Below are 25578 nucleotides of genomic sequence, written 5' to 3' on the forward strand. Positions count from 1 at the left end.
AGCTACCTCGCCGGCCTCCACCTTCGCGGCGCGATGATCTGGATCAAGGACCTCACCAGCACCGTCCATTGATCACAACCAAATACGCGCCCTAGGACCCTCGACCGGGTCGAGGGCAAACGCCGCTCAGTCCCGGCGGCGCACCACCGGCTCCTGGAACTCGACCACCCACCGCGCCGGGTCGTCCGGGCACTCCAGGTACAGCTCACGGGCGTAGCCGGCCGAACGGTAGCCGTTCTCGTCGATGAAGCGGGCCAGGGCCTGGACGCTGCCCATCGAGTCGTCCATCGAGCCGCGGTGCACGACCGTCGCCGCCTCCTCGATCGGCGGCAGGTCGAGCACCTCGAAGTCGTGCGCGCCCGGCCGCACCGACGGCCCGACCGGGACGGCGACCAGGATCCGCACCGAGCCGTCGCCCTCCGGCGAGTCCTCGTAGCGGGCGACGGACGGTCCGGCCTCCGGGATCCCGGCGGCGGCGGTGCGCCGGCACAGCTCGGCGAACAGCGGGCCGATCACCGGGCCGATGTCCTCCGGCTCGTAACTCGCCGCCACACCGGTGAGTTGGGCCACCCGGACGGACGGCACCGGCTTCACCACGACCTCGTGTGCGGACATGGTCCCCTCGCTCTCGATCGTCCGGAGCCTCGCCTCCACCCGGGCCAGCCGCAGCTCGTCCGCCGCGATCGCCTCGGCGAGCTGGGCCCGCCGCAGCCGCAGCATCCCGCGCAGTTCGGCCGCGCCGACCTCCTCGTCCAGGACGGCCCGCACCTGCTGCAGCGTGAAGCCGAGGTCCTTGAGCGCGATCACCCGGTTGAGCCGGGCGAGTTGGGCCGCCTCGTACGAGCGGTACCCGCTGGCCGGGTCCACCCGGGCGGGCCGCAGCAGGCCGAGCGCGTCGTAGTGGCGCAGCATCCGTACCGACACCCGGCCGTGGCTGGCGAAGTCTCCGATGTTCAACATGGTGCCCCCACTGCACAGCCTCCCACCGTGTCAGGGTCAACCCCGGCCCACCGCCGGCCCGGGGCGGCAACGCAGAAGGCGGGCGCCGACTCGATGTCGGCACCCGCCCTGAGCAGGTGGTTCTCCTACCAGCGGAGAGCGTGGGATTCGAACCCACGGTGACGGGTCACGCCACGACAGTTTTCAAGACTGTTCCCTTAGGCCGCTCGGGCAGCTCTCCAGGCGGAGGTCAGCCTAACGGGTCCGGCGGGGTTCGGTGCACATGGTTTCGCGCACCCGAGGGTCACTGGTCGCCGTCCCGCTGGCCGAGGGTGACCTTGGTGGTGCCCGGCTGTCCGTTGCGGGTGTACTCGACGTCGACGGTCTCGCCGGGCTTGTGCGTCCAGATCCGGCTGACCAGGGCGGGGCCGTTCTCGATCGGCGCGCCGCCGAGCTTGGTGATGACGTCGCCCGGCTTGAGGCCGGCCTTGTCGGCGGCGCCGCCGGGGGTGACGGCCGGCTGGCCCTGGACGTCCTTGGTCTGGATCTGCGCGCCGTCGCCCTTGTAGTCGTCGTTGCGCAGCACGTCGAGCTTGGCGTAGACCGGCTTGCCGGTCTTGATCAGGGTGTCCGCGACCCACTTGGCCTGGTTGATCGGGATGGCGAAGCCCAGGCCGATGCTGCCGGCCCGGCCGTTGGCGGAGGCGTTGGACTGGATCGCCGAGTTGATGCCGACCACCGCGCCGCCGGAGTCGAGCAGCGGGCCGCCGGAGTTGCCGGGGTTGATCGAGGCGTCGGTCTGCAGGGCGTTCATGTAGGAGGCCTGCGAGCCGGTGTCGTCGCCGGAGGCGACCGGGCGGTCCTTGGCGCTGATGATGCCGCTGGTGACGGTGGACTCCAGGCCGTACGGCGCGCCGATCGCGACGGTGGCGTCGCCGACGTTGACCTTGTCGGAGTCGGCCAGCGGCAGCGGGGTCAGCTTGCTCTTCGGCGGGTTGTCGATCTTGACCACGGCGACGTCGTAGCCCTCGGCGTGGCCGAGCACCGAGGCGTTGTAGGAGGTGCCGTCGGCGAACTTGACGGTCAGTTTGCCGCCGTTGAGGGTCGGCGCGACCACGTGGTTGTTGGTGAGGATGTGGCCCTCGGTGTCGAAGACGAAGCCGGTGCCGGTGCCGGACTCGCCGTTGCCCTGCGCCTTGATGGTGACGACGCTGGGCAGCGCCTTCTGCGCGATGGCGGCGATCGAACCGGGGGCGGGCTCGTTCTTCTGGGTGTCACTGGCCTGGACGGTGGTGCTGCGGTGGTCGTCCGCGGAGTTGACGCTGTTGTTGCGGTCGGCGACGCTCACGCCGAGCGCGCCGCCCGCCACGCCGGCGACCAGGGCGACGGCCGCGATCAGGGCGACCAGGCCGCCGCGCTTCTTCTTGCCGGGGCCGCCGCCCTGCGGGCCGCCGGGGTACTCGGCCGGGTAGCCGAGCGGGCCCCCCGGGCCGCCGGGGTAGCCCGCGCCGGAGCCGGCGTCGTGGGTCGGGCCCCAGCCGCCGACCGGCTGGCCGGCGCCGAACGGGTGGTGGCCGTGCGCGGCGGGCGCGGCCGGGGCACCGGGGGTGACCGGGGCGGCGCCGTAGGCGTCGTAGGCCTCGTGCACGCCGGCGGCGGGGACGCCGTGCGACGGGGTGGCGTACGGGTTGGCGGCCGGCGGCAGTGCGGGGGCCGCGGGCGCGGCGGCCGGAGCGGCCGGGGCGGGCGGCAGGACCGGCGGCGGCGCGTCGATGTACCCGGTGGCCTGGTCGACGACGGGCTGCTCGGCGACCGGCTGCTCGGCGACGGGCTGCTCGACGACCGGCGCGACCGGCGCCACGGGTGCGGCCGGGGCCTCCGGCGCGGAGACCTTGGTGAAGGCGACGGTGGGCTTGTGCCCCCCGTCGGCCGGCACCGCGTCGGCGGCCTCGGCGTTCTCGGCCGGGACGCCCCCGGCCGGGGCGGCCTCCGGCTCGGGGACCCGCCGGAAGGCCATGGTCGGCTGGTGCCCTCCCTGAGCGGGGGCGTCGGACACGGACTCGGCCGCCCCCTGCCCGGCGGGCTGCTCCCCCTGCGGCCCGGCGGGCCCAACCTCGCGCTCGGTGCTCACGGACGACCTCCATAGCTGGCAGAACCAAGGACCATAGTTTTTCGCACTGTCGATTCGATTACCGTAAGGACCCCTCTGAAGAACTCATAAGAATCCTTAGCCGGCGCCGACGACCGCGGGCTCCCCTCCCCCCGCCGGGCGTCCCGCGATGCGGACGCGGACGCACTGGCCTTGGGTGTTCGCCCCCCTGCCGGTTAGCCTGTCGCTCCTAACTGACACGCGGGAGCTTGGACCGACCAGGCTGAGAGTGCGCATGTCGACCGTACGCCACACGAGTGACGCGGACGGTCGAGGGGGCGCAGACCGCCGGAACCTGTCCGGGTAATGCCGGCGTAGGGAGTATCGGCCATGCCGCCTGCTTCGCCATCCTCTTCTCCGGGCGCGCCCGCGTCCAAGGATTTCCCCGAATCCACGGCCTCGACGGCCGTCCGGGACCCTGCCGGGAGGGTCGAGGCTCCGCTGGTCCTCGACACCGAGCCGCCGCGCACGCTGCGCTTCCGGGACCACTTCGCGCTCTGGATGAACCTGGGCGTCAGTCTGATCGGCTTCTCCACCGCCGCCACCGTGCTCGGCGCCCCCGGCAGCGAGCTCTCGCTGGCCGCCGCGGTGACCGCGATCGTGGTCGGTACGGCGGTCGGCACCGCGATGCTGGGCGTGGCCGCGCTGATCGGCGCCCGGACCGGCGCCCCCGCGATGGCCAACCTGCGCGGCCTGTTCGGCACCCGGCTGTCGTACCTGCCGACCGTGCTGAACATCGTGCAGTGCGTCGGCTGGGGCGTGTTCGAGCTGCTGACGATCTCGGCGGGCGCCCAGACCGTGGCCCACACCAGCGGCTACCGCTGGCTGTTCGTCCTGCTCGCGGGCGCGCTGACCACCGCGCTGACGATCTGGCCGCTGGGCTCGATCGCGGTGCTGCGCCGCTTCGTGGCCGGGGCGGTCGCCGTCGCGATGGTGTACTTCACCGTCCAGCTGGGCCGCCAGGGCGTGCCGGACCCGGGCGCCGGCAACTGGCACGGCTTCCTGGGCGCGACCGACGCGATGATCGCGGTGTCGATCTCCTTCGTCCCGCTGGCCGCCGACTACACCCGGCACTCGCGCACCCCGCGCTCGGCGTTCTGGGGCAGCTTCTCGGGCTACACGATCGCCCAGGTCTGGTGCTACGCGCTCGGCCTGATGGCGCTGCTCCAGTCCGACGGCGACCCGAACCGGATCTTCGACTCCTTCCTCGGCGTCTGGGCGGGCTGGCTGTTCCTGCTGGTCCTGGTGCTGCGCGAGACGGACCAGTCCTTCGCCAACGTGTACTCGACCGCGATGTCGGTGCAGAACCTGCTGCCGAAGGCGGACCGCCGGGTGCTGACCGGCGTGATCGGCGTGCTGACCACCGTGCTGGCGCTGCAGATCGACCGGTTCACCGACACCTACACCAACTTCCTCGGCCTGATCGGCTCGGTGTTCGTGCCGCTGCTGGCGGTGCTGGCGGTGGACTTCTTCTTCGGCGCCGGCCGGTACGGCTGGAACCTCTCGGAGGAGGCGCCGTCCCGCTGGACGATGCTGCTGCCGTGGCTGCTGGGCTTCGCGGTCTACCAGTTCATCGCGCCGACCGCGGTGGCCGGCTGGTGGACGGACTTCTGGACCTCCGCCCAGCGGGCGCTGCACTTCACCCCGCAGGAGTGGACCTCCGCCTCGCTGTTCGCCTTCCTGGTGCCCGCGCTGGCCACCTGGGCGCTCTCCGCGTTCGGCCGCCGCGCCGCGCGCTGACGGCGGTCCCGCCGCGGTCCCGCGAGACGAAGACGGCCCCACAGGTTGGGGCCGTCTTCGTCTCCGCTTCACCTGCGCCGCCTATCGTTGGGCCTGTGACCAGCACAGACCCGTCCTCGGCGACGGCGCGCACCGCACCGCCCGTCCAGGTGATCGCCCACCGCGGCTCCTCCCACGCCCTGCCCGAGCACACCCTCGCGGCCTACCGGCGCGCGCTCGACGAGGGCGCCGACGCGGTGGAGTGCGACGTCCGGCTGACGGCCGACAACCGGCTGGTGTGCGTGCACGACCGTCGGATCGGCCGGGTCTCCAACGGCCGCGGCACCGTCTCGGCGATGACGCTCGCCGAGCTGGAGGCGTACGACTTCGGCGCCTGGAAGACCGGCCGTCCCAGCACCGATCCCGAGCTGCGCGGGGTGCTGCGGCTGGAGCGCCTGCTGGAGCTGGTGGTGGACTGCGGCCGCCCGGTGGACCTGGCGATCGAGACCAAGCACCCGGTGCGCTTCCGCGGCCGGGTGGAGGCCGAGCTGCTGCGGACGCTGGAGCGGTACAAGATCGGCACGGTCCGGGAGGGCGACCGCCCGTCCGCCCGGATCATGAGCTTCTCCTCGATCGCGCTGAACCGGGTGGCCGCCGCCGCGCCGGACTTCCGGCGGGTGTTCCTGTTCGAGCGCGCGCTGCCGCTGCTCGGCCGGCTGCGCGAGGGCTCGCCGCTGCCGGGCGGGGCGCGGATCGCCGGTCCGGGCATCGAGCTGGTGCGGGCCCGTCCGCAGCTGGTGACCCGGCTGCGCGAGCTGGGGCACAAGGTGCACGTGTGGACGGTGGACGAGCCGGCCGACGTCGAGCTCTGCCTGGAGCTCGGGGTGTCCGCGATCATCACCAACCGGCCCGCCGAGGTGCTGGCGCGGCTCGGACGCTGACCGGGCCGCGGCCGGAGGCCGTGCCGGTGCGGACTGATCGCTCTGGTCGGCACTCAAACCTTCTCCGTGCGATATTGCCGGAATTCTTGCCCCCGGACGACGGAGGGTGAGCACGGAATGACCTCGTGTCCACCCTGGGTCGCGGCGCTCGAAATGGGCTCGCGGGATCGTCCGGTGCTCGTTTCCGACGCATTACCAAGGGGCATCTCTCCCTCGGCAATCGCTGAAGGAGGTCCGGGGGTGGCGTTGATGGTGGCGCGTGAAGTGCCGACTTCATCGACCATGGCGGTGCCGCACGGCCCATCGAGTGTCGGGGTCGCGCGGCGCCGACTGCGTCGAGATCTGGGTGACCGGCAGATACCGGAACCGGTCATCGATGATGCCGTACTGATCCTCTCCGAACTGTTGAGCAACGCCTGTCGTTACGCCCGTCCGCTCGGCCCGCTGCGGGCACTCGGACGCAGCGCCCGGGCGGAGGTGCTCGGGCAGGTGCTGGTCGGCGTCCCGTCCGGGGCGCACGCCGCGCCGGGTGCCCGGGAGCAGGACGGCCGGGAGCAGGACGGCGGTCCGGGCGAGCCGGACGGCGGAGTGCTGGTCCGCTGGCAGCTGCACGCCGACGGCGTGCTCACCCTGGAGGTCACCGACGGCGGTGCGGCCACCCGGCCGCTGCCCGCCAGTCCCTCGCTGACCTCGCGCGGCGGCCGCGGCCTGAGCATCGTCGACCAGCTGGCCGGTGACTGGGGCGTGCGCGACGCGCCCGGCGAGGTGACGGTCTGGGCCGCGCTCCCCGCCCGGGCCCGGCACGCCCGGCGCACCGGAGGCGACGCCCGGAGCGCGTAGACCGGCCCGCACCCCCTGCCCGACCGCCCCGGCGCGTTCGCGCGCGCCGGGGGTAGCACGGGTGCGGGAGGAACGTCAGTAGGCTTCCCGGGTCAGAGGACCACCGTTCCCGGGAGAGCCGCACCATGGGCAAGAAGGCCGCCAAGAAGGCGCCGCAGCGTCAGTCCACCACCGCCGTCACGGGCGAGGTCCCCGTGGTCGGGGCCCGCGAGGACTGCCCCTGCGGCTCGGGTCGCCGCTACAAGGCCTGTCACGGCCGCGAGGCCTCGCACGCGGTGCAGGAGCTGGTGCACCGCCCGTTCGAGGGCCTGCCGGGCGAGGCCGACTGGGTGGCGCTGCGCGAGCTGGTGCCCGCCGCCACGGTGCCGCTGACGCTGGCCGCCGGGGTGGCCGACGGCATCGCCGGGGACGTCCCGTCGGTGACCCTGGCCACCGTGCTGCCGCTGGCCTGGCCGGCCCTGCGCCGCCAGGACGGCTCGATCCTGCTCGGCCTCCAGACCCAGTCCTCCTCCGGCGACCTCAGCCGCGACCTCGCGGACGCCCTGGAGCTGGCCCTGGCCACCGAGCCGGGCAGCCCGGTGCCGGCCCGCCGGACCGTCCCGGGCGGTCGCCGCCTCCAGGACCTGCTGGACACCACCGCCGGGTTCGCGCCCGCCGTGCACACCGGCTTCGAGTTCTGGCTGGAGGACGCCGAGACCGCCACCGGCGAGGTCGCCGCCTCCCTGGAGCGCGCCAACGCCTCGGCCATCCCGACCGAGAAGCTGGGCAGCGTCGACGCCGCCTACTGGTGCGGCACCCCGGACAAGAACCACCTGCGCTGGGTGATGACGGTGCCCGAGGAGAAGCTGCTGGACGCGCTGGCCCGGCTGAACGCCGCCGGCGAGGCCTCGCTCGGCACGGACACCCGCCTGGTCGGCTCGTTCCGCGCGCACGGCCTGACCGTCCCGGTGTGGGACCTGCCGCTCGCGATGACCGCCGCCGACTGCGAGAAGCCGGCCGCCGAGTTCGCCGAGCGGCTCGCCGCGGTGCTCGCCGACGAGACCCCGCTGACCGCCGAGGAGCGGCGCGCCCGCGCGAACCTGGTGAACCGTCAGGTCACTCTGAACTAAAGCACGCAGGATCCGCGTGATACGCGTCACATTGTCGCCGCGAACGCGCAATTTCCGGGCGTGGAGGGCGTCTTGGAAATTGGCGCGAGCGCGGATCCTTGTTACTGTCTAAAGAGTCCGGCCGCTGGTGCATCCCCCGTCGCCAGCGGCCGGATCTTTTGTTTTTCCGGAACGCCCCGGTCAACGGGCCCGCCGGGTCCGCCGCCGCGGACACCGTCGCCCGGGCGCCGGCGTCCGGCACCGCCGCTCCGAAGCCCCCGTGCGGCCCGCGGCCCCCGGTCCGCCGAACAGTCGCCGTCCAGGCCCCCGCTCCGCCGGATCAGTACGCCGAACGGCCGCTGTCCAGCCGGACCGTCGCCTCCACCAACTCGCCCAGCAGCGGCCCGACCTGCGGCAGCCAGACCCCGCCGCCGGCGCCCGGACGCGGCGCCAGCACCCAGCGCACCCGGCCGGCCGGCCCGCCGGGCGGCAGCGGCAGGAAGCCGCCCGGCCCGTGGTAGCGCAACGACCCCGGCACCCAGGGGAGTTGGGCGAGCATCTCGCCGAGCGCATCCAGCGAGTACGGGGCCACCAGCAGCGCGTAGCGGCCCGGCATCGCCAGCACCGGGCCGAGCGGCATCCGCAGCGCGCTCAGGTAGACCAGCGCCCGCGCCCCGGCCGCCGCCGGCAGGCTGACCGCCGAGACCGTGGAGCCGGTGGCGGCCAGTACCGCCGCGTCCGGGCTCTGCCGCTCCCACCACCAGCGCACCATCCGGGCGTCCGTGGTGGCGGCCAGCAGCGAGGGGTCGTGCGGGTGCGCGGCGGGGACGGTGCAGTCCGGGTCGCCGCAGGAGCAGCGCCCGCCGCACAGCACGGCCGCCGGCACCACGGGCCAGCGGTGGTCGACGGCGGCCGCCAGGGCCGCGGCGAGCCGGGCGGCACGCTCTTCCGACCGGTCCTTCGGGTTCTCACGCATGGCGCTCGTTCCTTTCCCTGACCGCTCGGTTCGCTCCGCTCCGTCGGCAGCCGTCGGGATCCTCCGCGCGGGCCCGCCGCGGCACGGCCCCGGACGAAGCGGAGCGGGCGGCAAGGCGGACGGGCGCGGCTACGACGTGGAGCACGGTGTGGAGCACGACATGAGAAGGGCCGCGCACTGGAACAGCCCTTGGAACGAGAATCCCGTATGCGACCGGATGGACGCCGCCCGGGCGCGCTTGGTTCCACCGTACGAGTGAGAGACTTCCGGCCGACCCGGCTCCCGGGCGGCACGGGCATACGATCCGGACGGCCGCCCGGTCCGTCCCCTCGGTTCTGCCCGCTCGCGGCCCGCTCCATTCCTCCGGCCCGACCGGCGCACGCACCGGCCACGCACGCCCCCCGACCGGGTCGCGATGGATGTGGAACCCGCCACCGCGTCGTCCTGGATCTGGACATGCCCCGAATGGCCTGTGTAGAAGTGGTGGCATTGCTGTCGATCAATGACGAGTAGTAGCGAATCGAGGCGAAACACGCCCTTTGGCCGTGCTCGCTCCACATTGGCCGTATCTGGGGGTTTCGCATGGCACGTAGCACCGCGTCAGGAGTGGCGGCATGACCGAGTCCCACCCGTCGACCGCCCTTCCGTCGACGACGACCGCCGAACCGGGCGAACCCGGCTGCGCAGGCGGGCTCACCGTCCTCGACCCGCCGGGGCTGCCCGGCCCCGCCGACACACCGGACCACCCCGCCGACACGCCGGACGGCCACGCGGACGCGCCGGACGGCCACGCGGACGACCGCGGGGCGCCGTCCACCTCGGTGCAGGACCGTTTGGCCGGACGCCTGTCCGATATCACCAGCCTGCACGAGCACACCGAGCGGCTCGCCCGGGCCCGCGGCCTCACCGCCACCCTGGACGCCGTCCTCGACTCCGGCGCCGCCCTGCTCGGCGCCCGCCGCGGCGTCCTGGTCACCCGGATGCCGGGCGGCGGCCCCGGCCAGCCCGTCGGCCTCGGCCTCGACCGCGCCAGCCTGGGCGCCCTGGAGACCGTCCCCACCGAGCAGAGCCTGCTCGCCCGGCTGCTGCGCGAACGGGACCGGCCCGCGCGGGTGCACTCCCGCGACCTCGCCGAGGACCCGGCCATCGGCGCCCGGCTGCGCGAACTCGCCGTCCACCTCGGCCTCGGCGGCGCCTACGGCCTGCCGCTCGCCACCGCCGAGGACGGCCCGCTCGCCGCCGCCCTCTGGTTCTACGACGAGCCCGCCGAACCCACCGAGTGCCGGCGCGAACTGGCACGCCACTACTGCGAGATCGCCGCCCCGCTGCTCGCCAAGCAGTTGGAGGCCGACCGCATCCGGCACACCACCGAGGCACTGCGCCGCGGCCTGCTGCCCGACCACCTCCCCCGGACCGCCGGACTGCGGCTGGCCGCCCGGCTCGTCCCGGCCGGGCTGGACCGCTCCTGCGGCAGCGACTGGTACGACGCGATCCCGCTGCCGGACGCCACCGTCGGCCTCACCGTCGGCTCCGTCTCCGGCGACGGCCCCGGCGCGGGCCCCGGCTCCGCCCCCGGCGCGGCCGCCGCGATGGGCCGGATCCGGGCCGCGCTGCGGGCGTACGCCGTCCTGGAGGGCGAGGACCCGGTCTCCGTCCTCGGCGACCTGGAGCTGCTGCTCAAGACCACCGAGCCGACCCGGACCGCCACCGCCGTCTACGCCTGGATCGAGCCCGGGGAACGCCGGATCACCCTGGCCGGCGCCGGGCACTGCCCGCCGATCCTGGTCGGCCGGCACGGCGCCGAGTTCGTCGAGACCTCGCTCTCCGCCCCGCTCGGCATGCTGGCCTGCTGGGAGGCGCCCGGGGTGGAGTTCACCGCCGAGCGCGGCGACACCCTGCTGCTCTACACCGAGGGCCTGGCCCGCCGCTGCGGCCCGACCCTGCACGCCGGGCAGGCCAACCTGCGCCGGGCCGCCGCCGACGCCCCGCGCGACGTGCGGATCGACCCCGAGCGGCTCTGCGCCCACCTGCTCGCCGTCTGCCCGGGCCCCGAGACCGCCCCGGCCACCGACGACCTGATGCTGCTCGCGGCCCGCTTCGAGTAGCCGCTCCCCCGGTCCGAACGGGTCCCACCGGGCCCGAACGAACGAGCGGCCGGGCGTCCGTACCATGGACGCACGGCCGCCCGCGCGTGTCGCGACCCGACACTCCCCCGCGGGGCGGCGGTACCACCCCCCAAGGAGGCGTTGCACGTGACCGAGGACCGCACCCCCGCGGTGGCCGAGAACCCCGAGGCCGAGGGCGGCGAGGAGCCGCAGGAGTTCAAGGGCCGCAAGAACGGCCTCTACGGCGAGATCTCCGACGAACTGGCCGCCTCGATGAAGACCGGCTGGGCCGACACCGAGCTGCACGGCCTCACCCCCGTCCCGCAGGCCCCGTACGCGGCCGCGCGCCGCGCCGCGCTGTCCGCCGCCTACCCGGGCGAGCGCCTGGTGGTCCCGGCCGGCAACCTGCGGGTGCGCGCCAACGACACCGACTACGCCTTCCGCGCCTCCAGCGAGTACGTGCACCTCACCGGCGACCAGACCGAGGACGCGGTGCTGGTCGGCGAGCCGACCGGCGAGGCCGGCCACGACTTCGCGCTCTACCTGCTGCCCCGCTCCGACCGCGAGAACGGCGAGTTCTGGCTGGACGGCCACGGCGAGCTGTGGGTCGGCCGCCGGCACAGCCTGACCGAGCAGGAGCAGCTGCTCGGCCTGCCCGCCCGCGACGTCCGCAAGGCCGCCGAGGAGCTGGCCGGGCTCACCGAGGGCTCCGCCGTGCCGACCCGGATCGTCCGCGGCTACGACGCCGGCCTGGAGGCCGCGCTCGCCGACGCGCTGGACGCCGACCGGGACGCCGAGCTCAAGGAGTTCCTGAGCGGCCTGCGCCTGGTCAAGGACGAGTGGGAGATCGGCGAGCTGCGCGCCGCCTGCGACGCCACCGTCAAGGGCTTCACCGACGTGGTCCGCGAGCTGGGCCAGGCCGTCGCCACCTCCGAGCGCTGGATCGAGGGCACCTTCTGGCGCCGCGCCCGGGTCGAGGGCAACGACGTCGGCTACGGCACCATCGCCGCCGCCGGCCCGCACGCCACCACCCTGCACTGGGTCCGCAACGACGGCGACGTCCGCCCCGGTGAGCTGCTGCTCCTGGACGCGGGCGTGGAGACCCACACCCTCTACACCGCCGACGTCACCCGCAGCCTGCCGATCGACGGCCGCTTCACCGACCTGCAGCGCAAGATCTACGACGCGGTGTACGACGCCCAGGAGGCCGGCATCGCCGCGGTGAAGCCCGGCGCCCGCTTCCGCGACTTCCACGAGGCCTCGCAGCGGGTGCTCGCCGAGCGCCTGCTCGCCTGGGGCCTGCTGGACGCCTCGGTGTACGACGTCGAGAAGGTCCTGGAGCTGGGCCTCCAGCGCCGCTGGACCCTGCACGGCACCGGCCACATGCTCGGCCTGGACGTCCACGACTGCGCCCACTCGCGCCGCGAGGAGCACGTCGACGCGCTGCTGGTGCCCGGCATGGTGCTCACCGTCGAGCCCGGCCTGTACTTCCAGCAGGACGACCTGACCGTGCCGGAGGAGTACCGCGGCATCGGCGTCCGGATCGAGGACGACATCCTGGTCACCGCCGACGGCAACGAGAACCTCTCGGCCGGCCTGCCCCGCCGCTCCGAGGACGTCGAGGCCTGGATGGCCTCGCCGGCCTGAGCCACCGCACGGCGAAGGGCCCGGCCTCCCGAACGGCGGGAGGCCGGGCCCTCGTGCGTCCCGGCTACCTGGCGACCACCTGCAGCTGGTAGACGGTGGTGACGAGCGCCTTGGCGTCCCCCGCGGTGCCGTTCGGCACCGCCAGCCGCACGGACAGCGGCAGGGTGCCCGGGCCGTCCCCACTGTTCAGGACCAGCCGGTAGCTCACCGTGGCGCTCTGCCCGGGATCCAGGTCGACCGGCACACCCGGGTACTGGGACCCGGCCACGCCGCCGGAGACGAAGCGCAGGGGCACGGACTTCCAGGCCCCGCCCTCCTGGTGGTCCAGGGTTCCCCCCATCGGCCCGTCCGCCGGTGCCCCCGGGTAGTTGTCCAGGGAGACCAGCGCCTTCGCCCCGGTGATCTTCGTGCTGCCGGTGTTCCTGAAGGTGACCGAGAAGGGGACCTCGGTCTCGTTGTTCGGCACCTGAAGGCCGTTCTTGAGACCGGTCACGGAGACGGTGGCGCCGGTCGCCCCGGGTGCCTTGTGACCGCTCACGTCCAGGCTGCCGAGGATCGACTGCAGGCCGGGCTGGTAGTCGTCCTTGAGACCGTTCGCCACCACGTACACCTGGTCCGGGGCCAACCCCCACAGCTGGGCCGTGAACGTGTCACCGGGCTTGCAGGTGACCTTCCACTGGGTCTTGTCGGCCGTCTTCCCGGCCAGCGACGGCCTGGTCCGCACGGCCGCGCCGACCGACGAGTAGCCGTCGGGCGGGAAGTACGGGCGGCCCCAGACCGGGCAGTTCGGCTGGTGGCCCCACCCGGAGTCCGAGGCCAGGTCGGCCATCACGGGCCAGGCACCGCCCTCCAGCTCGTCCGGGTCGTCGTAGACCACGACCATGACGCCGTACGGCTCGCACATCACCTGCGACCAGCCCTGCTGCGGCTCCGTCGGCGCGCCCGGGCTCAGCACGCAGACCTGCCTCTGCGAGACCGGCACGGGCTTCCAGCCCGCCGGGACCCTGAACCTGACGCCCCGGAGGGTGTACGGGGTCGACGGGCCGGCCGGGGCTGTGGTGGCGGTGGTCGGCGGGGTGGAGGACGGGGTGGCGTCGGACAGCGGGAGTTCGGGCTCGCCGGTGGGGGCGCCGGTGTCCTCCGGGGTGGCCGAGGGGGCGGCGGTCGGCTCCGCGGTGGGCTCCGGAGTCGGGCTCGGGGAGGACGTCAGGGTGGCGGCCGGCGGCGGGACGAGGTCGTGGGCGACCGGATCGCCGTGGAAGGTGAGCACGCTGACCGCCATGGCGGCGGCCAGGCCGAGCGGCACGGCGACGGCGTACACCGGGCGCAGCCGTCGGATCCGGTTCTTCGGGGGTGCGGCCGGGCGCAGGCTGTCCGCGGTGACCAGGGTGGCGCGCGCGCCCAGGGCCTCGCGGAGCAGCCGTTCGGTCGGTGTCTCGGCCGGCTCGCCGCCGCCGTCACTGCCGCCGCTGCCACTGCCACTGCCGCCGCCGCTGCCGCCGCCGCTGCCGCCGCTCCGGCGGGAGAACTTGTCGGTCATCGAACCTTCTCCAGGTGCTTTTCCAAGGCGTCCAGAGCGCGACTGGCCGTGGACTTCACGGCGCCCCGGGACAGTCCCAGGGTGTCGGCTATCTGCGCCTCCGACAGGTCGGACCAGTAGCGCAGCACCAGCACCTCGCGCTGGCGCGGGGTCAACTCCTGCAAGGCGACCAGCACCCGCCGGTGCTCGTCGTTGAGCACCGCGTGGTCCTCGGCGGACGGGGCGTCGGCCTCGTGCGGCGGCACGTACTCGCGGGCGGTCTTGCGGCGGCGCAGCATCGAGCGGGCGCCGTTGACCACCGAGGTCCGCAGGTAGCCGAGGGCGTTGTCGAGGTCGTCCAGGTCCTCGCCGTAGCGCTGGTAGAGCTGGGTGAAGGCCTCCTGGACGACGTCCTCGGCCAGGTCCTGGTGGTCGACCAGCATCACGGCCATCCGGACCAGGCCGAGCCGGTGGGCGTGGTACAGGTCGGTCAGGGTGGGGCGGTCATCGGCCGGCTTGCGGCCGCCGAGGAGCAGCCGGAAACCGGCGCGGCGCTGCTTCGCCTCCTGTTCCGGGGCGGCGACCGGGCCGGCGAGCGGGGCGGCGACCGGGCCGGCGAGCGGCCCGTCGGCCTGCTGCGCCTCCGATGCCTCCTGGACGCCGAACAGCGCGGCGACCGCCCCCCGGATGCTGAAGCCGCGCGCCGCTGCCGGCACGACGGTCGGCCCGATGGCCATGGACATGCGTGTTGCCGCTTTCCCCCGGGACGGTGTCGGCGTCCGCCGGACCGTCAGGTCACCTGATCAAGATCATGATCGGGGCGATCGTTCCAGCCGCCTTCGGCCCGGTTCCCTCCGCCCCCGTACCCATGGACGTGCGGACGGGGTGGAGGTTGCAGGCGGGTTCGAAGAAAGTTCCGAGATGGCCGGGACGGCTACACTCACCGGCATTCCGCCACCCGTGAGCAGGGGGTTCGCATGGCCGAGCAGGACGTCGAGGGCCCGGTCGGCGCCGGTACCGCGACCGCGACGGCAACCGGTACCGCGACCGACACCGGGGCCGGTACCGCGACCGCAACCGCCACCCGTGGGCCGGTGGCCGTCGCCATCGGCCGCCGGCCGGAGCCGGTGCACGACGTCGCGGTGTACGCCTTCGAGGGCATGGCGCCGTTCGAACTCGGCGTCGTGGTCGAGGTGTTCGGGCTGGCCCGGCCCGAGCTGACCGGGCTGCTGGCCACGCCCTGGTACGGGCTGAAGGTGTGCGCGGACCGGCCCGGAACGGAGCTGGACGCGGTGGGCGGCTTCGCCCTGACCGCCCGGCACGGGCTGGACGAACTGGCCGCCGCCGACACGGTGGTGGTCCCCGGCGTGCCGAACGCGTTCGGCGGCGGGATCTCCCCCGGGCTGGTCGAGGCGCTGCGCACCGCGCACGAGCGCGGCGCCCGGATCGTGTCGATCTGCTCGGGCGCCTTCGCGCTGGCCGCCGCCGGGCTGCTGGACGGCCGGCGGGCGACCACCCACTGGCGCTACGCCGACCTGCTCCAGCAGCGCCACCCGGCGGTGCTGGTCGACCCGGACGTGCTGTACGTGGACAACGGGGACGTGCTCACCAGCGCGGGCAGCGCGGCCGGGATCGACCTCTGCCTGCACCTGGTCCGCCGGGACCACGGCGCCAGGGTGGCCAACACGGTCGCCCGCCGCTTCGTGGTGGCGCCGCACCGGGACGGCGGGCAGGCCCAGTTCATCGAGGCGGCGGTCGGCCCGGTCGAGGAGGAGGACGACGGGATCGCCCGCAGCATGCAGTGGGCGCTGGACCACCTGTCCTCGCCGCTGACCGTGCCGGTCCTGGCCCGCGCCGCCCGGATGTCGGACCGCTCGTACCTGCGGCACTTCACGGCCCGCAACGGGACCAGCCCGATGCGCTGGGTCGTCACCCAGCGCATCGCGGCCAGTCTGGTGCTGCTGGAGTCGCCGGACGGGACGGTGGAGGAGATCGCCGCGGCGGTCGGCTTCGAGAGCTCCGCCACCTTCCGGCACCACTTCGGCCGGGTGATGCGCACCTCCCCGACCGCCTACCGGCGTTCCTTCGGACGCGGCGCGGCCTGAGCGGTCCGCGCGGCCTGAGCGGTCCGCGCGGCCTGAGGGGTCCGCGCGGCCGGGGTCGCCGTACGGCGCGGGCGGCCGGGCCGCTTCGGGCGCGTCGCGGCCCGAGCGCGGTCTACTCCGCTTCGCGCCGGTCCGCGTTGGCGACGATGGCGTCGTGCAGCCAGCGCGCCAGGCCCGGGGCGATCGTCTCGTACGTGTCCGTCCAACGCTGGTCGGAGACGTACAGGGAGGCCAGGCCGCGGTGGATGGTGTACGTGCAGTCGTAGAAGTTCCGGCAGATGTGCTGCCGGTGCTCCTCGGCGAGGCCCCCGGCGACCGTGCCGTCGGCGGGCTCGCCGGCGGTGAGCGCCTCGGCCAGCCGGGTGTTGAGCCCGGTCATCTCGGCCTGGATCCGCTGCCAGTCGGCCTTGGCGTAGCCGCCGGTGCGGCGCTGGGACTCGGCCCAGGCCGCGGTGTCGCCCCAGCGCTGCTCGGCCTCCTGCTCCCAGTCCTCCCGGTAGCCCTCGCCGAAGATCTCGAACTTCTCCTCCGGGGTCAGCTGAATGCCCATTCTCCGTGCCTCCATGGCGTGTTCGACGGCGGTGGCGAGGTCCTGGAGGTGCCTGATCCGGTCGGTCAGCAGTCGGTGCTGGCGCCGGAGGTGTTCGCTCGGGCCGACCGAGTGGTCGTCCAGGATCGCCGCGATCTCGTCCAGGGGGAAGCCCAGTTCGCGGTAGAAGAGGATCTGCTGCAGCCGGTCGAGGTCGCTGTCCGCGTACCGGCGGTAGCCCGTCCGGGTACGGCCGGCCGGGGACAGCAGGCCGATCTCGTCGTAGTGGTGCAGGGTCCGGACGGTCACCTTGGCGATCTTCGCCACGGCGCCGACCGAGTAGTCCTCGCCGGTCATCGGGTTCCTCCCTGGTGCTGACCACCAGCCTCGGCTCTCACGTCGCGTGAGGGTCAAGCCGCCCGCTCAGGCGTCGGCGCCGACCAGGACCCGCTCGCGCCGCCGGCCGGACCGGCGCCCGCCGTCGCCCTGGCCCTGACCGCGCGGACGGCGGGGCTGCTGGGTCGGCCAGAGCAGCACGTACGCGGCGGACACCACCACGAAGGCCAGCCGGACGAAGCCGCGCGCCGAGTCGGACGGGAGGAGCAGCGTGCCGCCGTACAGCGCGGCCAGCGCGATCCAGCTCCACCACGGGACGAGCCGCTTCTGCCCGATCGCGTCCCAGAGCAGGGTGCCGAGCAGGATCGACGCCGTGTAGTACGTGTAGACGCTCGGGTCGAGCAGGATCCGGGCGTCCGCGCCGAGCAGCACCACGGCCGGCCAGCGCCCGCGCCAGACGGCGACGCAGCCGAGGCCGATGCCGAGCGCGAACTGGGTGGGGCGGTCCCACCAGGGGGTGTTCGGGTCCGTCACCCCGAACCAGCGCAGCGCGGAGGCGGGCTGGTTGGGGATGGTGAACTTGGCGGCCGCCATGGTGTCCAGGTTGCCCAGGTAGAACGGCAGCCAGGCGACCGCCACCAGCAGGCAGAACCAGAGCGCGGTGCGCAGCCAGGCGGGCCGGGGCAGCGCCAGGATCAGCGGGGCGAAGGCGATCGCCCAGGGCTTGGAGTCCACCGCCAGCGCCAGGAAGATCGCGACCTGGACGGGCTTGCCGCGGGCGAGGGCGTGCGCGGCGAGGGTGGTGAAGAACAGCGCGAGGACGTCGTCCAGGTGCGCGAAGCGGACCGACACCTCGACCCACATCGGGATGAAGGCCAGTCCGGCGATCAGCAGGCGCTGCTGGAGCCGGCGGTGGTTGGTGCCGGTGCCCAGGTAGTAGAGGGCGGCCGTGCGGCCGACCACGACGAGCATCACCAGGCCGAGCGCGGCGCTCGCCGCCTCGGCGATCAGCTGGCCGGTGTGCGGCGAGAACGGGGCCGTGAGCCTGGCCGCGGCGAGGCTCACCGGGCCGATCTGCAGCTCCGGGTGGTGGGCGTAGAGCGACAGTCCGCCGTCGGACTGGCCGCTGAAGAGCAGTTGCTCGCCCTGGCGCAGGTAGTGCCAGGAGAAGCCGCCGCTCGGTTCGACCAGGAAGAACCAGAGCACCGTCCAGGCGACCAGCAGGACGTGGTGCCTGCGCAGCGGCAGTCCCGCGATACGTCCGGTCGTCGCCTCGTAATCGGTGGTGGCCCGCGCCGTGCGTGCTTCCCGCACCTGTCCTCTCCCCGCCGGTTCCGCCCCCCTCCGGCCGGACATCCTATGTGACGGACGAGTACCGCCCGTGCCGCCCGCGTGTCCGTTCGACGGACGGCGCGGGCGGCACGGGGGAACCGGGGGGTGACCCGGACCGGGCACCCCCTGGTCGGCGCCGAGGCGCTGGGTCAGCTCTGTCGGCCGGGCTTGCGGCGGCGCAGCACCACGAGGGTGCCGACACCGGCCACCAGGACGGCGCCGCCGACGGCCGCGATCGCGGTGGTGTCGTCGCCGCCACCGGTCTGGGCCAGGGCCTTGTCACTGCTGTCCGCGGTGGCCTTGGCCTTGTCGACGGCGGCCGGGGTCAGCGGCGGCGGGGTGATGACCGGGGGCTCCACCGGGAAGTCGATCGGGCCGGGGGTGTCGCCGCTGCTCTCGCCCGGGGCCGGGGCGGAGGTCGGGGCGGAGCTCGGGGCGGAGGGGGACGGCTCGCCGGTGGCCGGGGTGGTCGGCTTGTCCGTGGGCTTGTCCGTGGGCTTATCGGTCGGCTTGTCGGTGGGCTTATCGGTCGGCTTGTCCGTCGGCTTATCGGTGGGCTTGTCGGTCGGCTTCTCGGTCGGCGTCGTGGCGGTCGGGCTGGGCTTGCCGCTGTGGGTCGGGGTGGCCGTCGGGCTCGGCTTGCCGCCGCGGGCCTTGATGACGAACCCGACGCCGCCGTCGCAGCTGAGGTGGCCGTTGTCGACCGGCTGGTGGCTGTCGTCGTCGAGCTGGGCGGCGAAGACGACCGGGATGACGCCGGCCCGGCCGAGCGGGGAGTCGTCGCCGAAGGAGGCCCGGACCTTGATCGTGTAGTTGGCGCCGCGGTTCACCACGTGCAGGTCGTCGTCGACCGGGTTCCCGGCCGAGTCGAGGGCGCCGAGCATCATCAGGACCGAGCTGTTCTTCTCGCCGCTCTGGTCGGGGGCGACCACCGCGGTCTGCCACTGGCCGCCGGGCAGCTGGTACTGGACCTTGAGGTCCTTCGCCTGGAGCGAGCCCGCCTTGTTCTTGAACTTGAGCAGCGGCAGGAAGACGAAGTCGTGCTTGGTGCGGTTGTCGATCCTGACGCTGAAGTCACGGGCGTCACCGCCGGCGATGAAGGCACCGGGGACGCCGTTCAGCGAGAGGTCCAGGCTCGCGCGCGCCGCCTTGTCGGCCTGCGGCGCGGCGGCGGACGGGGAGCCGGTGGTGCCGACGGCCATGGCGCCCTGGGCGCCGGCCAGCACGAGCGAGGACGCGAGCGCGGCGGCGCCGGCGAGGGCAAGACTGCGACGTATGGACAAGGGAGACCTCACGGACGTCTCCGGGCGCGGCCCGGGCGCGAGGGGGCGGCCGCGGACGCCGCATGCCCCCCGCGAAGCTGAAAGTGCGACGGACAGTACCGAATGATCCGACCGGTCCGGAAGGCGGGTGCCGCACTGTGACCGAGGCTTGGGGCAGGCATGCCCGAATCGTCCAACTCTGTCTCTTGGCAAGGCTTTTGCGCTTTGCCAAAAGATGACTGCAGAGTGACGAGTACACGTCCGGACGACCGTACCGCAGCCCGGCCGGCGGCGGTACGGGGCCGGGCGGGCGCGGGTACGGGGCCGGGCCGGACCGTCAGTCCGCGAAGAAGGACTTGGCCGCCGTCAGCGCCCGCTCGTCGCTCAGCACGTCGCCCGGGCGGGAGCCGTTGCCGAGCAGCACGCCGCCCCAGCGCATCCCCATGTACTCGGCGGTCAGCCGGAGCGTGCCGATCAGCGGCTCGGCCTTGTCGTCGCCGGTGGCGAGGGCGGTGACGCCCCAGACGGTGCCGCCGCGCATCCCGGCGCGGAAGTCGACCCCGGGCACCCGGAACCAGGCGGACCAGTAGTCCAGGTAGAGCTTGGCGGCGGTCGGCAGCGAGTACCAGTACAGCGGCGCGACGAAGACCAGGTCGGTCGCCTCCAGGGTGGCGTCCAGCAGCGTCCGCTCGTGTCCGACCGGCTCGGGGTAGCGGCCGTCACCGGTGTGCCGCAGGTCCTGGAAGGGCGGCAGCGGGTACTCGCTCAACCGCAGCCAGCGCTGCTCCGCCCCGGCCGGCAGGCTCGACTCGGCGGCCAGCCGGGCGAGGCCGACGGAGTTGCCGTCGGGACGCGCGCCGGCGTCGAGGAACAGGAAACGGCGTGGTGCGTCGGCGTCGGACGGCTGATCGGCCATCGGTACTCCCCCGGTCGTGGACTGCGGACGCAGGTGCGAGCAGCGGCCGCACACCGGTTATTCCGTCTGTTCGGGGTGGCGGCGGGCAGCCGCCCCGAAGCCCCTGCCGACGCCCGTGGCCTCGGGACGGCCCGGGGTCACGCGGGCAGCCCGGCCCGGCGGCGGGCGACGGCGGCGACCGCCGCCCAGTCCTTGTCCCCGTCACCGTGGGCCAGCGCGTCCAGGAAGGCGTCCCGCAGGATGCTGCCGAACGGCAGCGGGACGTTGCGCGCGGCGCCCGCCTCCAGCGCGAGGCCCACGTCCTTGAGCCCCAGCGGCAGCCGGAAGCCGGCCGGCTCGTACCGGCGCTCGGCGACCATCGCGCCGTAGCCGGAGTAGACCGGCCCCGGGAAGAGCGTGCCGGTGAGCATCTCGACCAGGTCGGTCGGCCGGACGCCGTTGGCGTCGGCCAGGCTGCACGCCTCGGCCATCGACTCGATCGCGCAGGCCAGCAGGAAGTTGGTGCTGATCTTGGCGGTGTTGGCCTGCCGGGGGCTGTCGCCGAAGCACCAGGTGCGCCGGCCCATCGCGGCGAACAGCGGCTCGGCCCGGGCCAGCAGGTCCGGGGCGCCCGCGGCCAGGACGTTCAGCGCGCCCTCCGCCGCGGCCGGCGGCCGGCCGAGGACGGGAGCGGCGACGTAGCCGATGCCGTGCTCGGCGTGCGACGCCTCGGCCCGCTCGGCGAGCGCCGTCGAGACGGTCGCCATGTTGATGTGCAGGGTCGCCGCCGCACCGGCCAGCAGCGCGGGGTCGAGCAGCAGCCGCTCGACCGCGGCGTCGTCGGCGAGCATCGAGACCACCGTGCCGGCGGCGAACACCCCGGCGAGCGAGTCGGCCGCCTCCGCGCCCTCGGCCACCAGGGCGGCCACCGGCCCGGGCGAACGGTTCCAGACCCGGACGGCGTGACCGGCCCGCAGCAGGCTGCCGGCCATGCCCCGTCCCATCGCGCCCAGCCCCACGAAACCGACCGTCGTCCCGGCCATCCGCGCACTCCCGTCGTCGCCACCGCTCGTGTGCGGCCGACTGTACGTCAGGAGTGCGGCCGGGCAGCCGTGTTCACGACGGCGAAGCGCCCGCCTTCCGCCGCTCCGCGGGCATCGGAAGGACCCTGGCCGCGGGGGCCCGGCCGTTCACGCGCAGGCGCGCGCCGGCATCCGGCCGAGGCCGGCGGCGGCGCCCCGCTCCAGCTCGGCGACCACCCGGCCGCGCAACAGCTCGTACTGGGCCTGGAGCCGGCCGGGACGGGCCGGGCGGGCGACCGGTCGGCCCGGGCCGACCAGCTCGTCCGGCCCGAACTGCTCACGGGTGAGGTCGATCTCGAAGCCGGTGGCGAAGCGGTTCCACCAGTGGAGGTCCGTCCGCACCCCGTCGACGTACACCTCGCCCATCATCAGATCGCCGCCGAGCAGGTCGTGCAGCACCATCGCCGTCACCCCGCACTGGCCGCGGGCGGGGTTGTCGGGACGCCAGTGGGCCAAGTCCTCGGGCGCACAGGTGTCGACTCCCCAGGAGGAGCGGATCGCACGTTCGATGTCGTTGAGGGTCCACGCCGTCATACCGGGAAGCCTGCCACGCGGCACTGACAGCGGCAGCGGCTTTTCGAAGGGTCACCCCGTGTTCTGCGGCGGCCCTCCCGGCGTTCACCCGAACGAGTCAATGAACCGGCCGGGCCGGCGGGCGGCCGGTCGGGGCGCCCCGGGTGCGGGACGGCCGACCGGCCGGGGCGTCACTTGGCCAGCGCGGCGACGCCGGCCTGCGCGAACTGCTCGTCCAGGTCGCCGCTGGGCGCACCCGCGACACCGATCGCCGCGACCGGGGCGCCCTTGGACTGCACCGGGGCGCCGCCGGCCAGGAACAGGGTGCCCGGGATGTCCTTGAGGTTGGGGGCCTGGGCCAGGCGCTTGGCCAGCTCCGAGGTCGGCGCGTTCCAGGAGACCGCCGTGAAGGCCTTGCGCTCGGCCGACTCGGGGGCCTGCGGGCCGGCGCCGTCGCCCTTGAGCAGCACCCGGGTGACGCCGTCCCGGTCGACGACCGCGACCGAGACGTGCTGGCCGACCTTGGTCGCCGCGTCCAGGGCGGCCTGGGCGGCGCGGGTGGCGGCGTCGATGGTCAGACCGGTGCTCTGGGCGAGGTTCCGGTTCTGCGCGTCGGCCTTCACCGCGGCCGGGGTCTCGGTGGTCTCGGCACTGGCCGAGACGGCGCCGACGGTGGCGGCGGCGATCGCGGCGGCGGCGACGGTGCCGGTCAGCACCCGGGTGCGCACGGAGGTCTTCTTCATGGTCCAGCTCCTCAGCGGGTCTGCGGGGTGGGGTGATGCGGTGGGTTGGGTGGGGCGGGGTGATGCGGTGGGTGGGGCGGGGCGGGGTGTGGGGCGGGGTGATGCGGTGGGTGGGGCGGGGCGGGGTGTGGGGCGGGGTGATGCGGTGGGGATCGGGGGCCGCCGGACCGGGGGGTGCCCGGCGGCGTGCTTCGATCCTCCGGCCGGGGGCGGGCCCGCGGCATCGACGGTCCGGCGCGGACGCCTGGGCGTGATGGCGGACGGCGGCGTCAACCGATCGGCTGATGCGGGACCGGGCCGTACGGGTCACCATCGAGGGATCGGCGCAGGTCGGTGCGGGTCGGTGCGGACCCGCCGCCCGTACGCCGCCCGTCCGACCAGGAGCCACCCGTGCCGCAGCCCCGCCCCGCCGCCGACCGCCCGGGCACCGGTGATGCCGGTCGTGCCGGTGATGCCGGTGACACCGGTCGTGCCGATGGTGCTGACAGTGCTGGCCGTGCCGGTGGTCCCGACCGGGCCGACGCGCTCGGCCGCGATGCCGGGGACCCGGACGCGGGCCGGCTGGCGCTGCTGCTGGACTCCGCCTTCGTGGTGCTGCTCGCCGCCTCGCTCAACCGCTACCTCAGCCACCACTCCGGCAGCTCCCAGGCCCCCTGGGTGATCGGGCTGAGCGCCGCCCTGGCCGTCGCCCAGCCGGCCGGCTCCTGGCTCGACCGTCGGCGCCCGACCCCGTCGGGCCGGGGCCGCCGCCGGCAGCTGGGCGTGGTGGTCGTGCTCTGGGTGGTGCTGGTGCTGCTCGCGCCGAGCTTCGCCTGGTGCGCCGTCCCGCTGGTCTACACCGCGCTGCGGGCGCTGCCCGCGAAGGCGGCGATCCCGCTGGTGGGCGCGCTGACCCTGCTGGTGGTGATCGCCGAGATCCGGCTGCCCGGCGGGGCGGACGCGACCCTCGTCCTGCTGCCGCCGACAGTGGCCGCGCTCGCCACCGGCGTCTTCCTGATCATGGCCCGGCAGGCCGCCCGGCAGCGGGCGCTGATCGCCGACCTGGTCCGCACCCGGCGCGAACTCGCCGCCACCGAGCGGCGGGAGGGCACCCTGGCCGAGCGCGCACGGCTGGCGATGGAGATCCACGACACCCTGGCGCAGGGCCTGTCCAGCCAGCAGATGCTGCTGCAGGCCGCCGAGCGCACCTGGGACGCCGACCCGGCGACCGCCCGCACCCACGTCCGGACCGCGGCCGAGGTGGCCGCCCGAAACCTGGCCGAGGCCCGCCGCTTCGTCCACGACCTCGCGCCGGCCGAACTCGCCGACGGCCGCCCGCTCGACCGGGCGCTGCGGGCGCTGGCCGGACGGGAGTCCGCCGAGAGCGGGCTGCCGGTCCGCTTCCACCTGGACGGCACGCCCGTCCCGCTGCCCGCCGCCGCCCAGTCCGCGCTGCTGCGGATCGCCCAGGGCGCGCTGGCCAACGTCCGTGAGCACGCCGGGGCCTCGGCCGCGGCGATCACGCTGTCGTTCCTCGGCGACCAGGCCGTCCTGGACATCGCGGACGACGGCCTGGGCTTCGACCCGGCCGCCGCGGGCACCGGGGGCGGCCGCGGGTACGGACTGCCCGCGATGCGCGCCCGGCTGCGGCAGCTGGGTGGCACGCTGACCGTGGAGAGCACCCCCGGCGAGGGCACCGTCGTCTCCGCCGCGATCCCCCTGGAGCACCGATGAACCCGACCCCGGCCCGTACGGCCCCCGTCCGGCTGCTGGTCTGCGACGACCACGCGGTGGTCCGGGCCGGTCTGCTGGCACTGCTCGCCAGCGCGGGCGACATCGAGGTGGTCGGCGAGGCCAGCACCGGGGAGGAGGCCGTCGCGCTCGCCGCCCGGCTGGTGCCGCAGGTGGTGCTGATGGACCTCCAGCTCGGTGACGGCATCGACGGGGTGGAGGCCACCCGGCGGATCACCGCCGTCCGGGGCGGGCCGCACGTGCTGGTGCTCACCACGTACGACACCGATGCCGACATCACCCGGGCGATCGCCGCCGGGGCCACCGGGTACCTGCTGAAGGCCGAGCGGCCGGAGGAGCTGTTCGCCGCCGTGCACGCGGCCGCGCAGGGCCGGACGGTGCTCTCGCCGCCGGTCGCCTCCCGGGTGATGGCGCACATGCGGGCCCCCGCGCCGCAGCTCACCGAGCGCGAGCAGGACATCCTCGGACAGCTGGCGCAGGGGCTGGGCAACCGGGAGATCGCGCGGGCGCTGTTCATCAGCGAGGCCACGGTGAAGACGCATCTCGGTCGGATCTACGACAAGTTGGGCGTGGACACCCGGTCGGGCGCGGTCGCGGTGGCGAAGGAGCGCCGGCTGCTGCGCTGAGCCGGCCCCCCTCCCGGCTGCGCTGGGCACTCGCCCGGTGTCACTGCGTACTGTCATGATGCTCGGAATGTCTGGTTCCGAGCCGCTGTCCGCGCGGCCCGGACTCGGCCCGGTGCGCACGGCGCGGGGGCCCGGCACCCCCGACGGGCCCGCAATTGCCTGGTCCGATGGCTTTCGAGCGGCCGCCGACCGGCCATCACAATGTGGATGTTTCGTGGATCCCACTATTGACAAACCAACCACGCGGTTTGTTAGTTTGAGATCAACGACGTCCCCGGGGGTGGGGGCTCGCCGGGGCCTGTGCGGACCGCTCTCGCCGGAGGGTGCTGCCAGGGGGGAACGGCGGGGCTGCCGGGGTGTCGGGGGAGCGGCAGCGCCGAAGCCGCGTGACGAGGTGGCGTGGGGGGGGGGGCGGGGGGGGGCCGCCCCCCCCCCCCCCCCCCCCCCACCCCCCCCCCCCCCCCCCCCCCCCCCCCCCCCCCCCCCCCCCCCCCGCCGGGC

At 74.5% G+C, this 25578-nt stretch carries 21 protein-coding genes, 1 tRNA gene and 1 riboswitch; of the genes, 9 read left to right on the top strand and 13 right to left on the bottom strand.

Going from position 1 to position 25578, the window contains the following annotated elements:
• Positions 1 to 126: 126 nt before the first annotated feature.
• The 3 genes from ACFQ6N_RS14925 to ACFQ6N_RS14935 form a co-directional block, all read right to left on the bottom strand.
• The gene (locus ACFQ6N_RS14925) at positions 127 to 960 is read right to left on the bottom strand and encodes a MerR family transcriptional regulator (RefSeq protein ID WP_380649334.1); all 834 of its coding nucleotides are present in this window, start codon (positions 958 to 960) and stop codon (positions 127 to 129) included.
• 132 nt (positions 961 to 1092) lie between these two features.
• A tRNA-Ser gene (locus ACFQ6N_RS14930) sits at positions 1093 to 1180 on the bottom strand.
• 63 nt (positions 1181 to 1243) lie between these two features.
• Complete coding sequence (locus ACFQ6N_RS14935; protein WP_380649335.1) at positions 1244 to 3070, bottom strand: S1C family serine protease; 1827 nt, start codon at positions 3068 to 3070, stop codon at positions 1244 to 1246.
• A 209-nt stretch (positions 3071 to 3279) separates the two neighbouring features.
• Positions 3280 to 3426, top strand: a riboswitch (TPP riboswitch).
• On the opposite strand from ACFQ6N_RS14935, the gene ACFQ6N_RS14940 reads away from it, so the two are divergent.
• The 4 genes from ACFQ6N_RS14940 to ACFQ6N_RS14955 all read left to right on the top strand — a co-directional run bounded on the left by ACFQ6N_RS14940 (position 3419) and on the right by ACFQ6N_RS14955 (position 7697).
• Complete coding sequence (locus ACFQ6N_RS14940) at positions 3419 to 4828, top strand: purine-cytosine permease family protein (RefSeq protein ID WP_380649337.1); 1410 nt, start codon at positions 3419 to 3421, stop codon at positions 4826 to 4828. Its footprint overlaps the riboswitch before it by 8 nt.
• Positions 4829 to 4923: 95 nt before the next feature.
• Entirely contained in the window at positions 4924 to 5748 is an 825-nt protein-coding gene (locus tag ACFQ6N_RS14945; protein WP_380649338.1) for a glycerophosphodiester phosphodiesterase, read from the top strand.
• A gap of 405 nt (positions 5749 to 6153) precedes the next feature.
• Positions 6154 to 6588, top strand: coding sequence for an ATP-binding protein (locus ACFQ6N_RS14950; protein ID WP_380649339.1), 435 nt, complete (start codon positions 6154 to 6156; stop codon positions 6586 to 6588).
• Positions 6589 to 6713: 125 nt separating this feature from the next.
• Positions 6714 to 7697 (top strand): DUF5926 family protein, encoded by a 984-nt coding sequence (locus tag ACFQ6N_RS14955; protein WP_380649340.1) that lies wholly within the window; start codon positions 6714 to 6716, stop codon positions 7695 to 7697.
• 319 nt (positions 7698 to 8016) lie between these two features.
• Here ACFQ6N_RS14955 and ACFQ6N_RS14960 read toward each other — a convergent pair whose 3' ends face one another.
• Positions 8017 to 8652, bottom strand: coding sequence for a bifunctional DNA primase/polymerase (locus ACFQ6N_RS14960; RefSeq protein ID WP_380649342.1), 636 nt, complete (start codon positions 8650 to 8652; stop codon positions 8017 to 8019).
• Between the two features lie 614 nt (positions 8653 to 9266).
• Here ACFQ6N_RS14960 and ACFQ6N_RS14965 point away from each other — a divergent pair.
• Together ACFQ6N_RS14965 and ACFQ6N_RS14970 are read left to right on the top strand one after the other, a co-directional pair.
• Complete coding sequence (locus ACFQ6N_RS14965) at positions 9267 to 10757, top strand: PP2C family protein-serine/threonine phosphatase (RefSeq protein ID WP_380649344.1); 1491 nt, start codon at positions 9267 to 9269, stop codon at positions 10755 to 10757.
• A 147-nt stretch (positions 10758 to 10904) separates the two neighbouring features.
• Positions 10905 to 12404, top strand: a complete 1500-nt coding sequence (locus ACFQ6N_RS14970; RefSeq protein ID WP_380649345.1) for an aminopeptidase P family protein — start codon at positions 10905 to 10907, stop codon at positions 12402 to 12404.
• A gap of 64 nt (positions 12405 to 12468) precedes the next feature.
• On the opposite strand, the gene ACFQ6N_RS14975 is transcribed toward ACFQ6N_RS14970, so the two are convergent.
• A complete protein-coding gene (locus tag ACFQ6N_RS14975) occupies positions 12469 to 13944 on the bottom strand; it encodes a hypothetical protein (protein WP_380649346.1) in 1476 nt (491 codons plus the stop codon).
• Positions 13941 to 14666 (bottom strand): RNA polymerase sigma factor, encoded by a 726-nt coding sequence (locus ACFQ6N_RS14980; protein WP_380649347.1) that lies wholly within the window; start codon positions 14664 to 14666, stop codon positions 13941 to 13943. The genes ACFQ6N_RS14975 and ACFQ6N_RS14980 overlap by 4 nt, the downstream gene beginning before the upstream one ends.
• Positions 14667 to 14900: 234 nt before the next feature.
• On the opposite strand from ACFQ6N_RS14980, the gene ACFQ6N_RS14985 reads away from it, so the two are divergent.
• On the top strand, positions 14901 to 16028 hold the full coding sequence (locus tag ACFQ6N_RS14985; RefSeq protein WP_380649348.1) for a helix-turn-helix domain-containing protein: 1128 nt from the start codon (positions 14901 to 14903) through the stop codon (positions 16026 to 16028).
• A gap of 112 nt (positions 16029 to 16140) precedes the next feature.
• Here ACFQ6N_RS14985 and ACFQ6N_RS14990 read toward each other — a convergent pair whose 3' ends face one another.
• From ACFQ6N_RS14990 to ACFQ6N_RS15020, 7 genes are all read right to left on the bottom strand, one after another.
• Positions 16141 to 16914, bottom strand: a complete 774-nt coding sequence (locus ACFQ6N_RS14990; protein ID WP_380649349.1) for a MerR family transcriptional regulator — start codon at positions 16912 to 16914, stop codon at positions 16141 to 16143.
• A 66-nt stretch (positions 16915 to 16980) separates the two neighbouring features.
• Positions 16981 to 18207 (bottom strand): hypothetical protein, encoded by a 1227-nt coding sequence (locus ACFQ6N_RS14995; RefSeq protein ID WP_380649350.1) that lies wholly within the window; start codon positions 18205 to 18207, stop codon positions 16981 to 16983.
• Between the two features lie 167 nt (positions 18208 to 18374).
• Positions 18375 to 19508, bottom strand: coding sequence for an LPXTG cell wall anchor domain-containing protein (locus ACFQ6N_RS15000; RefSeq protein WP_380649351.1), 1134 nt, complete (start codon positions 19506 to 19508; stop codon positions 18375 to 18377).
• A 316-nt stretch (positions 19509 to 19824) separates the two neighbouring features.
• Positions 19825 to 20403: a flavodoxin family protein gene (locus tag ACFQ6N_RS15005; protein ID WP_380649353.1), complete on the bottom strand. Its 579-nt coding sequence runs from the start codon at positions 20401 to 20403 to the stop codon at positions 19825 to 19827.
• A 137-nt stretch (positions 20404 to 20540) separates the two neighbouring features.
• Positions 20541 to 21425: an NAD(P)-dependent oxidoreductase gene (locus ACFQ6N_RS15010; RefSeq protein WP_380649354.1), complete on the bottom strand. Its 885-nt coding sequence runs from the start codon at positions 21423 to 21425 to the stop codon at positions 20541 to 20543.
• 147 nt (positions 21426 to 21572) lie between these two features.
• Positions 21573 to 21998 (bottom strand): hypothetical protein, encoded by a 426-nt coding sequence (locus tag ACFQ6N_RS15015; protein ID WP_380649355.1) that lies wholly within the window; start codon positions 21996 to 21998, stop codon positions 21573 to 21575.
• 170 nt (positions 21999 to 22168) lie between these two features.
• The gene (locus ACFQ6N_RS15020; protein ID WP_380649357.1) at positions 22169 to 22720 is read right to left on the bottom strand and encodes a heme-binding protein; all 552 of its coding nucleotides are present in this window, start codon (positions 22718 to 22720) and stop codon (positions 22169 to 22171) included.
• Between the two features lie 390 nt (positions 22721 to 23110).
• Here ACFQ6N_RS15020 and ACFQ6N_RS15025 point away from each other — a divergent pair, with 390 nt between their 5' ends.
• Together ACFQ6N_RS15025 and ACFQ6N_RS15030 are read left to right on the top strand one after the other, a co-directional pair.
• The gene (locus ACFQ6N_RS15025) at positions 23111 to 24433 is read left to right on the top strand and encodes a sensor histidine kinase (RefSeq protein WP_380649358.1); all 1323 of its coding nucleotides are present in this window, start codon (positions 23111 to 23113) and stop codon (positions 24431 to 24433) included.
• Positions 24430 to 25077 (top strand): response regulator, encoded by a 648-nt coding sequence (locus ACFQ6N_RS15030; RefSeq protein WP_380649359.1) that lies wholly within the window; start codon positions 24430 to 24432, stop codon positions 25075 to 25077. Before ACFQ6N_RS15025 ends, ACFQ6N_RS15030 begins: the two co-directional genes overlap by 4 nt.
• Positions 25078 to 25578: the final 501 nt, after the last annotated feature.

The organism is Kitasatospora sp. NPDC056446 (assembly GCF_042796115.1).
In the GTDB taxonomy this organism is placed as follows: domain Bacteria; phylum Actinomycetota; class Actinomycetes; order Streptomycetales; family Streptomycetaceae; genus Kitasatospora.